Raw genomic sequence first — 12,851 nt, 5'->3', positions numbered from 1 at the left:
TATCTCACAGACCCCTGCGGAGGCGCTCAGTCAGCGCCCGGCCCTGCTGCGGGGACGGCCGGGGTTCGGCGAGACGGGTGTGGAGGCGGTCCAGGTGGAGGTCGACGGTCGCCTCGACCAGCTCGGCGTACACCTCGGCGGCGACGGCGGCACGGCGGCGGGAGACGAGGGCTGTGATCAGCGAGATCAGCAGGGCCGGCCACCACCGCACGGCGAGCGCGAGATACAGCACCGCCCAGCCGCCGAGCGTGAACGCCGTGTCGAGGCGGGTGCGGGCCTCGGTGAGGGTGTCGCGGGTCGGAGTGGGCAGCAGGAGCCAGAGGCGGGGCCACACGGTGGCCAGGTCGATGCCGTACTCCTGCCGGAGACGGACGGCCGGGGCCCGGAGGCGGTCGCCGAGGCGGGTGGGGTGCTCGGGCGGGATCAGGGAGAGGGCGTTGCGGGTGGCGGCTCGCTCCGGGTCGCGGTGCTCGCGGTAGGCGGTGTCCTCGGCGGCCCAGGCGTCGGCGCGGCGGCGGGTGCGGCGGGCGGAGAGGCCCGCGAAGGGGCGCGGCCAGGGGCCGCAGAGGGCACGCTCGACCGGGCCCGCGAGTGCCTGCGCCAGCAGCCCCAGCGCCGCCGAGACCGGTACCGCGGCCAGGACCAGCAGGACCGCCCGCACCGCGAGGGCGTTGTCGCGGCCGGGGTCGCCCTCGGTGAGCGCGGTGAAGCCGTCCCAGAGCTGACGCCAGTCGTGCCAGTCGGCCTGCCCCAGCCTGAACGCCGTGGCGGCGGCGAGGAGATAGGCCAGCCCCGGCAGGACCAGGAGTGTGAACCAGCGCTCGGCCAGCTTCCGGCCCAGCTCGGCGAGGAACCCCGTCACCGGCCGGTCCTCAGGCGTCCGGTACGAAGGTCAGGACGCGTTCGTGGACCAGGCACTCGGGTGGCCCCTGGCCGGCGAACCGCTGCTCGACGCGGTGGCAGGCGCTCATGGGGCAGAGGTAGGTGCCGGGGACGGGTGGGCCGGGGGCGGCGACCGGAGGCGGCGCGTGCCGCTCGCGCAGCGGGCGGGTGACGCTGACGTCCAGCGAGGCGAACACCTCGGCGAAGGCCGCTCCCTCGCGCAGCCGCCGCACGGCCTGCTCCAGAGCCGCTCGCCGGTCCCGGCTCAGCACCCGCAGGATCGCCAACTCCCGGCAGAATTCAGCATGCAGATCACTCTCAGCCGCTTCCACAGACCCGATCGTAAAGCCGCCCCCGCCCCTCACGCCCCCGAATGCACATGCGCCGCCCAGCTCAACGGCCGCTCCGGCCACCGCTCCCGCATCTGCCGTACGGCGTGCCACAGGGCCCGCGCGGCGGGCGGTGCCCCCGGCCCCACTGCGGCCAGCCGACCGTAGACCTGCGCGGCGATCTCCGCGGACGAGTCGTCATCGACCCGCCACAGCGTGCCGATCACCTGGGAGAACCCGGCGAGTTGGAGGGACCCGGCAAGGTGCAGCGCCTCGTCGGGCAGACGGGAACCACCGACCGCCGTCTCGCAGGCCGAGAGGTAGGCGAACTCGGCGGCGGGCAGGTGGAGTCGGGCGACGTCGAGGACGGAGAGCGCCCCGTCGGGCAGTAACAGCCGCCCCTGGGAGGGCCGTTCGGGGTCCTGGACGCCGTGGCAGGCGAAGTGGACCCAAGGGTGGGCGTGCAGCGCGTCCCGTACGGCGTCCGCACGCACCTCCGCGCCCCGCAACAGCGCGCCGCCGACGGCCCGATGGGCGAGCTCGGCCTCCCGCAGGGCGCCCGGCAGGGGGGCCTGGCCGTCCAATTCCGGTACGGCGACGATCAGCGGGTCCCGGTCGCCCTCGGGTGCGGCCCTGTCCCGCGCCCGCAGCAGGGCCGCGAGGCTCGGGGTGTACGAGGAGACGACCCGGTCGGGCACGGCGCCCGCGGCGTGCAGCGGAAGGAAGGTCAGCGGCCCGGCAGGGCACCACCACAGGCGGGGCGGCTCCTCGCCGGGCGGAGGCGGGCCGGTGATGCCGAGGGTGTCGAGGACCGGTTCGGCAACGGTGGTCCACAGCCAGTCGAGGAGGTCGGCGACGGACTGCTCGGCGAAGGCGCGGGCCAGTCCGGAGCGACCGGCCGCAGCGACCGCCTGGAACAGCAACTCGCCGCGTTCCCGGGCCTCTTGATGGGTGAGCCCGGGCAGCGGGCGGACACTGAGGCCGGTGCCGTCGAGGAGCAGGGCGTGCCCGGTCCCCTCCTGGCCGACCGTGACGACGACGACCGGTCCGTGCGCGCCGGCGGACAGCAGCCGACCCGCCCTCGGGGGCCGCAGGAAGTCGGCGAAGCCGGGGCGGGCCCGGATGTCCTCCAGGGTCTCCTGCCACTCGCGGGCCAGCCGGTGGCGTCGGTCGGCGCCGGGCGCGGAGAGGTCGTCGGCGGCGTGTTCGAGTTGTCGGCGGACCTCGCCGAAGCGGGCGGCGAGTTCGGGGTGGGCGGCGGCCAGGTCGTCGGTGTCGGTGCGCAGTTCGAGGGCCTGGGCGGCGAGCAGGCCGCGACCGGCTTCGAGCAGCTCCAGGGCGTCGTACGGCTTGCCGGCGGCCAGCGCCACCGTCGCGGCGAACGACCCCATCTCCGTTTCGCTGAGCGCCCGTTCATGGTCGTCGCGGTCACCGCCGCGCCACACCACCAGCGGCAGCGTGTCGATCGCGTTCCGCAGCGCGCCGAGCGCCCGCTCCTCGTCCCCGACCTCATGGGCCACCCCGGCCAGCCGCACCGAGGCGGCGACGCTGTGGGCCGGGGGCATCGCGGGGTCGGCGGCCAGCTCGGCGTTGACGGTGAGCGCCTGGTCGCGGATCGCGTCGTAGCCCCCGTCCGCGCGGGCGATGTCCCGCAGCACCCAGGACACCGCGCCCAGTCCGGCGCCGTACAGCGGATGCCCGGCCGGTACGAGGCGTACGCACTTGCGGGCGGCCGCGAGGGCGATGTCGAGGTCCTCCCGGTCCCCGCCGTGCCGGTGGCGCTCGCGCAGGGCGTGCGCCAGGTTGCCGTACAGGCTCGCGCGGCGCAGGGGGTCGGCGGGCGGGTCGGCGAGGGCCGTCTCGTAGTGGCGTACGGCGGTCTCGGCGTCCTCGGCACCTGCGCCGGGCTGCTGGAAGCGGGCCAGCAGGACGCCACCGAGCGCGGAGACCAGGTGGTGCCGGCCGTTGTGGCCGGGGTCGATTCCGGCGAGGGCGCGCTCCACCAGCCGCTGGGCCCGGTCGAGTTCGGCTGCACCGGTGCCGCCCCGGTCCGCTGTCTGGCGGGCGTACGTGACCAGCAGGGTGGCCACATTGCCGAGGATGACCGGGGTCTCGGCCTCGAACTGCGGGATGTCCAGGGTGAGTTCCTCGGCCGCGGTGACCGCCTCACGCAGCGCGGCGAGGTGTCCGGTGCGGGTGTGGCGCTCGGAGAGGCCCATGATCAGGCTGCCCTTGATGCTGATCATCTGTTCGGAGCCGGGTTCGTCCGGCAGTTCGTCCAGTCCCTCGCGGCTGCGGGCGATCGCCTCGTCGAGCACGGCGAGATCGCGTCCGAAGCGGTAGCGGTACACGAGCACGCTGGCGAGCACGCCCAGGGCCGACGCCCGGTCGGTGGCGGAGCGGGCGAGGGAGAGGGCACGACGGGCGGCGGCCTCGGCGGGGACGTGGTCGAACGCGGTCTCGTTGTCGGCGCGGACGAGGTACAGCTGGCAAAGAGCGCGGTGGGCCGGGGCGGTCTCGGCGTGCACGCCGCCGGGGCCGGTCAGCTGGGTCACCACGGCCAGGGCACGCTCGATCACGGCCTCGTCGCCGGTCTCCTGGAACTCGTGCACCGCGGCGGCGCCGTACGAACTCACCGCCTCGTGCGAGGGGTTCGGCCCGGTCAGACCCTGCCCCATGAGGTCCAGGGCGCGGCGCCGGTCGGCGGAGTCGCCGCGCAGCTGGTAGCGGTACTGGAGGTGCCGGCCCAGGTCGGCGGCGTAGCGCCGCGGCTGGGCGGCGTACAGCGTCTCGTAGATCTCCAGGGCCTCCTGGAGGATCTCCCGGTCCCGGTGGCGGGCGAAGCGCTGGGCCAGCAGTCCGGCGCAGGTCGGCTCCATCTGGTCGCGGATGAGCTCGTAGTCGGGGTGCTTGCGGATCGCGCGCTGCAACTCCAGGGCCGCGTCGAGGAGTTCGACGCTCCGCCTCTCGTGGGCGGTGGCGGTCACATACGCGCCGGCGGCCGTCGCGGCGTAGGCCAGCCAGTGCGGGCTCTCGGGGTCGGTGGCGGCGAGGGCGGCCCGGACGAGGTCGGGCACGTCGCCCATGGGCGCGGTATCCCGCAGCCGGGAGCAGCGCTGCCCCAGCAGCCGGGCGAGCCGGGTGGCCTCCTCGGCCCCGGACGAGCCGGGTGTGCGGTGCTCGTAGGAGGCGCGGGCGTGGGTGAGGGCGGTGTCCTCGTCGGCGAGGTCGCCCGTGTCGGCGAAGCGCTGTTCGGCGGCGCCCGAGACGACCTGGTGCAGCGCGCCGAGGCGGGGGTCGTCGGGGGCGGAGCCGCTCAGACAGCGGGCGCCGCACAGCAGGGCGACGTCCGCGCACCAGCGGCGCAGATAATGCGGGGTGCGCTCGTCACGGGCCAGCTCGGCGAACTGCGCGGTCAGGTGCCCCGTGGAGTTCACCCCGTCGGCGTCGAGCCGTACCGCCGGGTCGACCAGGAGGCGCAACGGGGGCGGGGTCAGGGCGGGTTGCAGCGGATGACACACGGCGAGGACCAGGATGAGCACCGCGGTCTCGGGCGTGCTCTCGATGCGCGCGCCCCGGTCCCCGCCCGACTTCCCGGCGGCCCGCAGCAGCTCGGCGAACCCCCGCAGCTCGTCGGGCGTCGGGGACGGCGGCGCACCGGTGTCCCGCAACGCGGGCCATACGGCGCCGAGTTGCCCCTCGTGCCGCTCCAGCAGCGCCCGTAACTCCCGCCCGCTCCACCACCCGACCACGCGGCCCTCCCCCGTCGTCCGCCGCTCCCGTCCCTCTCGTACCCGCGCCCGCACACGGCGAACGCCGCCACGGTGGCCATGGCGGCGTTCAGGGTTCGGGGATGGTCAGCCGAAGAACACCCCGACCTCCGCGTACAGCTCAGGGTCGACCGTCTTCAGCTTGGCCGTGGCGTCCGAGATCGGCACGCGCACGATGTCGGTGCCGCGCAGCGCGACCATCTTCCCGAAGTCGCCGTCCCGCACCGCGTCGATGGCGTGCAGTCCGAAGCGGGTGGCGAGCCAGCGGTCGAAGGCGCTGGGGGTGCCGCCGCGCTGGATGTGCCCGAGGACCGTCGTCCGGGCCTCCTTGCCGGTCCGCTTCTCGATCTCCTTGCCGAGCCATTCGCCGACCCCGGACAGGCGCACATGCCCGAAGGAGTCCAGCGACTCGTCCTTGAGGACCACGTCACCGTCCTTCGGCATGGCGCCCTCGGCGACGACGACGATCGGGGCGTAGGAGGCCTTGAAGCGGGAGGTGATCCAGGCGCACACCTGGTCCAGGTCGAAGCGCTGTTCCGGGATGAGGATGACGTTGGCGCCGCCGGCTAGGCCCGAGTGCAGGGCGATCCAGCCGGCGTGCCGGCCCATCACCTCGCAGACCAGGACGCGCATATGGGACTCGGCGGTGGTGTGCAGCCGGTCGATGGCCTCGGTGGCGATCCCGACCGCGGTGTCGAAGCCGAAGGTGTAGTCGGTGGCGGACAGGTCGTTGTCGATGGTCTTCGGTACGCCGACGACGGGGACGCCGTACTCGTCGGTGAGCCGTGCGGCCACGCCCAGGGTGTCCTCGCCGCCGATCGCGATCATCGCGTCGACCTCCAGCTTGGCGAGGTTCTCCTTGATCCGTCGGATGCCGTTGTCCAGCTTGAGCGGATTGGTGCGCGAGGAGCCGAGGATGGTGCCGCCGCGGGGCAGGATGCCGCGCACGGCGGGGATGTCGAGGCGGACGCTGTCACCCTCCAGGGGCCCACGCCAGCCGTCCCGGAAGCCGACGAAGTCATAGCCGTACTCCTGCACGCCCTTGCGGACGATGCCCCGGATGACGGCGTTGAGCCCGGGGCAGTCGCCGCCTCCGGTCAGTACTCCGACCCGCATGGAAATGTCCCTTCGCCGCGGTTGCCTGGTGAAGGCCACGCTAATGGTGATCCAGGTCACACAGGGATGGGCGGGAAGGGCAATTCCGGTGAATCAGCGGTTCCTCGGTTTACTCGTCGTCAAGTCCACGCTCTATGGCATACCTGACCAGCTCCACCCTGTTGTGCAGCTGGAGCTTGCCGAGGGTGTTCTGGACATGGTTCTGGACCGTGCGGTGGGAGATGACCAGGCGCTCGGCGATCTGCTTGTAGCTGAGGCCCTTGGCGACCAGGCGCAGCACCTCGGTCTCGCGGTCGGTGAGTTCGGGCGCCCTGGGCTGGTCGGCGTCGGCGGCGGGCGCGGGCTCGGAGGCGAGGCGGCGGTACTCGCCGAGGACCAGACCGGCGAGGCCGGGCGTGAACACCGGGTCCCCCACGGCCGTCCGGCGCACCGCGTCGAGCAGTTCCTCCGTCGACGCCGACTTCAGCAGATAGCCGGTCGCGCCCGACTTCACGGCCTCCAGCACGTCCGCGTGCTCACCGCTGGCGGAGAGCACCAGGACCCGCAACGCCGGGTTGTGGCCGACGAGTTCCTTGCAGACCTGGACGCCGGGCTTGAGCGGCAGGTTCAGGTCGAGCACGAGCACATCGGGCCCGGCGGCCTTGGCGCGGCGCACCGCCTGGTCGCCGTCGCCCGCGGTGGCCACCACCTCGAAGCCGGACTCGCCCAGGTCGCGGGCGACCGCGTCGCGCCACATCGGGTGGTCGTCGACCACCATCACCTTGATCGGTCCCTGGTCACTCATCGCTGTCCTGCCTTCCCCCGTGAAGCCTTCGGTATCTTCAGTTCGACCTCCGTGCCCTGTCCGGGCACGGAGATCAGCTCGGCGCTGCCGCCGAGGTCGCGCAACCGCCCCCGGATGGACAGGGCCACGCCCATCCGCCCCTCGCCCTCGGCCTGGGCGAGCCGCCCCTCGGGGATGCCGGGCCCGTCGTCCCGTACGGTCACGATCACCTCGTCGGGCTCGTCCTCGACCAGGATCCACGCACGCGCGTCCTCCCCCGCGTGCCGGCGCACGTTGTCCAGGCTGGCCCCCACCGCGGCGGCAAGCTCCCTCGCGGCGCCCGGGGGCAGCTCCACCGGAGCACCGGGCTCGGCGAAGCTGACCTTGGCGGCGGCGAACGGGGCGAGCAGCGCGCGCAGATCGACGGGGCCCTCGGGATCCGGCTCGTCGACGGCCCGTACGACCGCCCCCTGGGACACGTCCTCGGACGCCCAGGACACCCGCGTCAGCCCGCCGGAGACCAGGGTGCGCAGCGCCACCTCCTGCTCGCCCGCCATCCGGCCCAGCTCCGCCGCCTCGCCGCCGAGGACCGCGCCGCGCCGCTGCACCATGGCCAGCACCTGGAGCACGCTGTCGTGGATGTCCCGGGCCAGCCGCTCCCGTTCACGGGTCGCCGCCTCGATCTCCAGGGCGCGGGCGAGGGTGCGCTCGGAGGCACGGGCGACCTCGACGACGTAGCCGATGGCGATGGAGGCGACCCAGACCAGGATCACGTTGTGGATGGTGTCGCGGGCCGGGGCGCCGCGCTCGATGAGGTTGGCGACGGCGACCGGTGTCGAGGCGAACGCGGCCCAGCGCCAGCCGCCCTTGATGGCGAACGCGAGGACCGAGCCGGCGGTCCATATCGACGGCAGCGTGGGACCGCCGCTGTCGATGTGCGCGTCGTTGACCACCAGCGGGGTGAGCACGATGCCGGTGAGCGCGACGGTCAGGTCCGCGGCGAGGAAGCGCTTGGTGCAGGCCGCCTCGTTCTGGACCCGGGGCAGGGTGGCGAGCGTCCATCCGCACAGGACGACGAAGTAGCCGATGGCGATGCCCGGGCGGTCGTAGTCGTCGTACTGCGTGGCGAACAGGCCGACCGCGTACAGCATGGTCAGCACCCGGTAGCCGGTGAGCGCACGCCACAGCGGCAGCTCGACCGACATCCTCATGACACGCTCACGCCTGGCCATGTGTCCCCCACCCCCCACACCCGATGTCCCGTGATCAGGACCCGGAGCGTTCCTTCTCAGCCTGCGCGAGGGCGGCCTTCGCCGCCTTCTCCGCTTCCTTCTCGGCCTTGGCCGCCTCCGCGATCTGCCGCTTGGCGGCGGTCGCGTAGATGTCGACGTACTCCTGGCCGGAGAGCTTCATGATCTCGTACATGACCTCGTCGGTCACCGCGCGGAGCACGAACCGGTCGTGCTCCATGCCGTGGTACCGGCTGAAGTCCAGTGGCTTGCCGATGCGGATGCCCGGCCGCATGATCTTGGGCATCACCTTGCCCGGCGGCTGGATCTTCTCCGTGTCGATCATGGCGACCGGGATGACCGGCGCGCCGGTGGCGAGCGCCACGCGCGCGAGGCCGCCCGGCTTGCCCCGGTAGAGACGGCCGTCGGGCGAGCGCGTGCCCTCCGGGTAGATCCCGAACAGCTCACCGCGCTCCAGGACCTCGATGCCGGCCTTGATGGCCGCCTCGCCCGCGCCGCGCGCACCGGAGCGGTCCACCGGGAGCTGGCCCGCGCCCTTGAAGAACGCCGCCGTCAGCCGGCCCTTCACACCGGGCGTCGTGAAGTACTCGGCCTTCGCGATGAAGGTGACCTTGCGGTCGAGGACCGCGGGCAGGAAGAAGGAGTCGGAGAAGGAGAGGTGGTTGCTCGCCAGGATCGCGGGGCCGTCGTCCGGAATGTTCTCGGCGCCCTCCACCCAGGGCCTGAAGGTGACCTTCAGCGGCCCTCCGATGGCGACCTTCATCGTTCCGTACAACAACCGAGTGCCTCCTGTGTCTGTCGATCAGACCTTAACCCGGAGCAGCGTCAAAGGGCCCGACGACCCTGGTCGGTGTCAGTGCGGTCGCGTACGGTGAAGTACCTGCGCATGACCCCATGAACCCGCAACCGACCCCATGAACAGGAGACCGAAGGTGCCGGTCCTCCCTGGAGCCGAGCCGTTCCGCCAGGAAGGCGGAGAGACGGGTGTCCTCCTCTGCCACGGCTTCACCGGTTCCCCGCAGTCGCTGCGCCCCTGGGCGGAGCACCTCGCCGGGCGCGGTCTGACCGTCTCGCTGCCCCTGCTGCCGGGGCACGGCACCCGTTGGGAGGACATGCAGCTGACGGGCTGGCAGGACTGGTACGCGGAGGTGGACCGCGAGCTGCGCGCCCTGCGTGAGCGCTGCGCCGACGTGTTCGTGGCCGGCCTGTCGATGGGCGGCGCGCTCGCGCTGCGGCTGGCGGCGAAGCACGGGGACGCGGTCCGGGGCGTCATGGTCGTCAACCCGGCGAACCGTATGCACGGCCTCGCGCCGTACGCCCTTCCGGTGGCGCGTCATCTCCTGCGGTCGACGCCGGGCATCGCCGACGACATCGCCAAGGAGGGCCGGCACGAACTGGGCTACACCCGGGTGCCGCTGCACGCCGCGCACTCCCTGCGGACCTTCTTCCGGCTGGTCGACGGCGAGTTGCCGCAGGTCACCCAGCCGCTGTTGCTGCTGCGCAGCGCCGAGGACCATGTCGTGCCGGCGGCGGACTCCGCGCGCGTGCTGAGCCGGGTGTCCTCGACGGACGTAACAGAGATCGTGCTGGAACAGAGCTACCACGTCGCGACGTTGGACCACGATGCGGAGCGGATCTTCGAGGAGAGCGCCGCGTTCATCGGCCGGCTCGCCGCCGGCACCGGCAGCAAGGAAGGGACGGCCGTACGTGGCTGAGTACGACTCGGACCGCGAGGACCGGGAGGACTGGGAGAACCGCGACGACCGCGAGGGACTCGGCGCGGAGGAGCAGCACGTCCCCTTCGACGAGGCCGCCGCCTGGGAGGCGATCGTCGCCGGGTACGGCGACGAGCCGCCGGACCCGCCGGGCGCCAAGCCGTTCAAGTCGGTGGAGGACCTGGCGCTGCTGGAGCCGGAGACCAACGACACCGACACCGACCAGAAGGACGCCGACGCGGCCGGCGCCGAACAGCCGAAGGCGGACGAGAAGCCGGCCCCCGCCAAGCCGCTGGGCAGCTCCGTCGCCTTCGCGCCCGGCGTCGGCCCGCGTGACTACACGGCGCCGGAGCCGACCGAGGACGACTTCGACGAGGACGACGAGGGTCACTTCGTCCCGCCGGAGCCGCCGCCGCTGCCCGCCGCCGACACCACGGCCAAGTTCGCGTGGCTCGGGGTGCTGGGCGGTCCGCTGCTCCTCCTGCTGGCGGTACTGCTGCGCTGGGACATGACCTGGTGGCTCGCCACCATCGGGATCGGCGGCTTCCTGGGCGGGTTCACGACGCTGGTCACGCGGATGCGGACGGACGAGGACGAGGACGAGGACCCCGGGCGGGGCGCGGTCGTCTGAGTCCTCTAGCTCACGGGCACCTTGAGGGTGGCCAGGACCGGAAGGTGGTCCGTGGCCGCCCTCAGGTCTGTCTCGGGTAGATCCGGCGGCACCCCGCAGCCGAGCACCTCGATGCCCTTCGTGGCGAAGATCGCGTCGATGCGCTGGTGGGGTTCGCTGTGGACCCAGGTGTGCTCGCCGCCGAGCGGGGCGGTCGCCCAGCAGTCCTGGAGGTTCTCGGCGAGGCGGCGGAACGTCCGGCCGCCGGGGCGTTCGTTGAGGTCGCCGCCGGCGACGGCGTGCTCGACGCCCATGCCGGCGAGCCGGTCGAGGAGCATGCCGGCCTGCTCGTAGCGCTCGTCCTTCTGGAGGCTGAGGTGACAGCTCAGGACGCCGAGGCGGGCGGTGCCGAACCGGACGACTGCGGTCGCGAAGCCGCGCCTGTGCTGCGCCGGTGTGAGCGGGAGAAGGACGTCTTCTGTGCGCTCTACGGTGGCGCGGAGATTGCACAGGATGGCCGGGCCCGCTGCTGTCGCACCCCCGGTGAGGATGACAAGGTCGGCGGCGCGGGCCAATCGGGCCAGTTTCTTGCGCCAGCGGAAGAAGCGAGGGGCTTCTTGGACGAGGACGAGGTCGGGGGCGCAAGCCTTGATGACGCGGGCCAGGGCGGTTGTGTCGTCGCGGAGTGAACGGACGTTGTAGCTGAGGACTCGGACGAGGGCTGCATCGTCAGATGGCATGTCGTTGATTTTTGCGCCCAATGGCTCGGGGCGCGAGGTGTGTGTGCGACTGACCCGCCGTCGTGGCTGGTCGCGCCCACGCGGCGGAGCCGCACATTTATACAGCCTCGCGCCCCTGGGTACATCCACCTGCCCGGCATTACATGATCGGGTCGGGTTCCCTCGCCAGGTCCGCCGCGCCGACCATCCCGGCCTTGTTGCCCAGCTGAGCCGCGATCACATCCGCCACCGGGCGCCAGTTGCCGCCGACCAGCCAGCGCTTGTACGACTTGCGGATCGGGTCGAGGACCAGTTCGCCCTCGTCGGAGAGACCGCCGCCGACGATGAAGGCGGACGGGTCGAAGAGGGAGGCGAGGTCGGCGAGGCCGGCGCCGGCCCAGCGGGCGAGCTCGCGGTAGGAGTCGACGGCCACCGGGTCGCCCTGCCGGGCGGCGACGGAGATGTGCTTGCCCTCGATGCCGTCGGGCGAACCGTCACCGAGTGCGAGCAGCACCTCGGCGCGCTCCGGGGTGGCGTTGGCACGCTGCTTGGCGTACCGGACCAGGGCGCGGCCGGAGGCGTACTGCTCCCAGCAGCCCTGCGAACCGCAGCCGCACAGCAGCCCGTCCGGCACCATGCGGATGTGGCCGAACTCGGCGGCGACGCCGAAGTGTCCGCGGCGCAGCTTGTTGCCGATGATGATGCCGCCGCCGAGGCCGGTGCCGAGCGTGATGCAGATGACGTTGCGGTGGCCCTTGCCGGCGCCGAACTTGTACTCGCCCCACGCGGCCGCGTTGGCGTCGTTCTCCACGACGACGGGGAGGCCGACGCGGGCCTCGACCTTCTCCTTCAGCGGCTCGTTGCGCCAGTCGATGTTGGGCGCGAAGTAGACCTCCGAGCGCTGCCGGTTGACGTAACCGGCGGCTCCGATGCCCACGCCGACGATCTCGTGACCTGCGCGTGCGCCCTCGACGGCGGAGGCGATGGCGTCCACGATGCCCTCGGGCGTGCCCGGGGTCGGCACCTTGAAGGTCGAGAGGATGTTGCCTTCCTCATCGACCACGCCGGCCGCGATCTTCGTGCCGCCGATGTCGACGCCGATGGTGAGTCCCATGAATCCCTCAGTTTCGGTCGAGCCCCGCTACGGCCCACCGTACCCGAGGGGCCTCTAGTCCAGGTCGATGCGCTCTCCCGGACCGGGCTCCTCGCCGCCCTCGCCCGGCTTGGGGTCGCGGCCGGTCCAGCGTTGTTCCTGGGCCTGGACCGCGGAGCGGTAGGCGGCCAGCAGTTCGTTGCCGGCGGCCGCGAGGTGGTCGAAGACGTCCGGGTTGCGTTCGATGACGGGCTCGACGGCGGCCTTGGCCTGCTGGACGACCTGCTGCACCACCTGCTGGGCGGCCGGTCCGGCGACCGCCCCGAGCAGCGGCGACTGGATCGAGGACAGCTTGTCGGTGACGGCGTCGACGAGCTTGCGCAGTTCCTCGGCGGCCGAGCCGGGCGGCGGACCGTAGCTGGCGCGGCGGCGGGCCTTCTCCTCGGCGAGGTCCTCGGCACACGCCGTCGCCCAGGCGTCGGCGTCGGTGGCCCGAACCTCGTCCACGGCCTCGTCGGCGGCGTCTGACGGGGGGAGCTGTTCGCTCATGACGGACTCCTGACTACGGTTCGTCTCTCCGACGTTACCCGAACGGCCGTACCGG

12 protein-coding genes are annotated in these 12,851 nt (G+C 72.7%); 2 read left to right on the top strand and 10 right to left on the bottom strand.

Going from position 1 to position 12,851, the window contains the following annotated elements:
* Positions 1-4 precede the first annotated feature (4 nt).
* The 7 genes from OG885_RS32700 to OG885_RS32670 form a co-directional block, all read right to left on the bottom strand.
* Complete coding sequence (locus OG885_RS32700) at positions 5-862, bottom strand: hypothetical protein (RefSeq protein WP_405737845.1); 858 nt, start codon at positions 860-862, stop codon at positions 5-7.
* A gap of 10 nt (positions 863-872) precedes the next feature.
* A complete protein-coding gene (locus OG885_RS32695) occupies positions 873-1,214 on the bottom strand; it encodes a hypothetical protein (RefSeq protein WP_405737844.1) in 342 nt (113 codons plus the stop codon).
* A 29-nt stretch (positions 1,215-1,243) separates the two neighbouring features.
* Positions 1,244-4,963 (bottom strand): CHAT domain-containing protein, encoded by a 3,720-nt coding sequence (locus tag OG885_RS32690; protein WP_405737843.1) that lies wholly within the window; start codon positions 4,961-4,963, stop codon positions 1,244-1,246.
* A gap of 105 nt (positions 4,964-5,068) precedes the next feature.
* Positions 5,069-6,097: a 6-phosphofructokinase gene (locus OG885_RS32685; protein WP_405737842.1), complete on the bottom strand. Its 1,029-nt coding sequence runs from the start codon at positions 6,095-6,097 to the stop codon at positions 5,069-5,071.
* Between the two features lie 109 nt (positions 6,098-6,206).
* Positions 6,207-6,881, bottom strand: a complete 675-nt coding sequence (locus tag OG885_RS32680) for a response regulator (protein ID WP_405737841.1) — start codon at positions 6,879-6,881, stop codon at positions 6,207-6,209.
* Positions 6,878-8,092, bottom strand: coding sequence for a MacS family sensor histidine kinase (macS, locus tag OG885_RS32675; RefSeq protein WP_405737840.1), 1,215 nt, complete (start codon positions 8,090-8,092; stop codon positions 6,878-6,880). Before macS ends, OG885_RS32680 begins: the two co-directional genes overlap by 4 nt.
* Positions 8,093-8,126: 34 nt before the next feature.
* Positions 8,127-8,873, bottom strand: a complete 747-nt coding sequence (locus tag OG885_RS32670) for a lysophospholipid acyltransferase family protein (RefSeq protein WP_405737839.1) — start codon at positions 8,871-8,873, stop codon at positions 8,127-8,129.
* Between the two features lie 169 nt (positions 8,874-9,042).
* On the opposite strand from OG885_RS32670, the gene OG885_RS32665 reads away from it, so the two are divergent.
* Both OG885_RS32665 and OG885_RS32660 read left to right on the top strand, forming a co-directional pair.
* Positions 9,043-9,825, top strand: a complete 783-nt coding sequence (locus OG885_RS32665) for an alpha/beta hydrolase (RefSeq protein WP_405737838.1) — start codon at positions 9,043-9,045, stop codon at positions 9,823-9,825.
* Positions 9,818-10,456 (top strand): hypothetical protein, encoded by a 639-nt coding sequence (locus tag OG885_RS32660; RefSeq protein WP_405737837.1) that lies wholly within the window; start codon positions 9,818-9,820, stop codon positions 10,454-10,456. Before OG885_RS32665 ends, OG885_RS32660 begins: the two co-directional genes overlap by 8 nt.
* A gap of 5 nt (positions 10,457-10,461) precedes the next feature.
* Here the strand turns inward: OG885_RS32660 and OG885_RS32655 are convergent, their stop codons facing one another.
* The 3 genes from OG885_RS32655 to OG885_RS32645 form a co-directional block, all read right to left on the bottom strand.
* Positions 10,462-11,175: an endonuclease/exonuclease/phosphatase family protein gene (locus tag OG885_RS32655; RefSeq protein ID WP_405737836.1), complete on the bottom strand. Its 714-nt coding sequence runs from the start codon at positions 11,173-11,175 to the stop codon at positions 10,462-10,464.
* Between the two features lie 139 nt (positions 11,176-11,314).
* A complete protein-coding gene (locus tag OG885_RS32650) occupies positions 11,315-12,268 on the bottom strand; it encodes an ROK family glucokinase (RefSeq protein WP_405737835.1) in 954 nt (317 codons plus the stop codon).
* Positions 12,269-12,322: 54 nt separating this feature from the next.
* The gene (locus tag OG885_RS32645) at positions 12,323-12,796 is read right to left on the bottom strand and encodes a DUF5304 domain-containing protein (protein ID WP_405737834.1); all 474 of its coding nucleotides are present in this window, start codon (positions 12,794-12,796) and stop codon (positions 12,323-12,325) included.
* Between the last annotated feature and the right edge of the window lie 55 nt (positions 12,797-12,851).

Origin of the sequence: Streptomyces sp. NBC_00028 (assembly GCF_045041065.1) — a bacterium.
Taxonomy (GTDB): domain Bacteria; phylum Actinomycetota; class Actinomycetes; order Streptomycetales; family Streptomycetaceae; genus Streptomyces.
The sequence above is the reverse complement of the archived record's forward strand: the minus strand, read 5'-3'. Positions and strand labels throughout refer to the sequence as shown.

Excerpts from the sequence above, each read along its gene's own strand:
- OG885_RS32685 (WP_405737842.1), bottom strand. The coding sequence starts at position 6,097 with ATGCGGGTCGGAGTACTGACCGGAGGCGGCGACTGCCCCGGGCTCAAC.
- OG885_RS32680 (WP_405737841.1), bottom strand. The coding sequence starts at position 6,881 with ATGAGTGACCAGGGACCGATCAAGGTGATGGTGGTCGACGACCACCCG.
- macS (WP_405737840.1), bottom strand. The coding sequence starts at position 8,092 with ATGGCCAGGCGTGAGCGTGTCATGAGGATGTCGGTCGAGCTGCCGCTG.
- OG885_RS32670 (WP_405737839.1), bottom strand. The coding sequence starts at position 8,873 with ATGAAGGTCGCCATCGGAGGGCCGCTGAAGGTCACCTTCAGGCCCTGG.
- OG885_RS32655 (WP_405737836.1), bottom strand. The coding sequence starts at position 11,175 with ATGCCATCTGACGATGCAGCCCTCGTCCGAGTCCTCAGCTACAACGTC.
- OG885_RS32650 (WP_405737835.1), bottom strand. The coding sequence starts at position 12,268 with ATGGGACTCACCATCGGCGTCGACATCGGCGGCACGAAGATCGCGGCC.
- OG885_RS32645 (WP_405737834.1), bottom strand. The coding sequence starts at position 12,796 with ATGAGCGAACAGCTCCCCCCGTCAGACGCCGCCGACGAGGCCGTGGAC.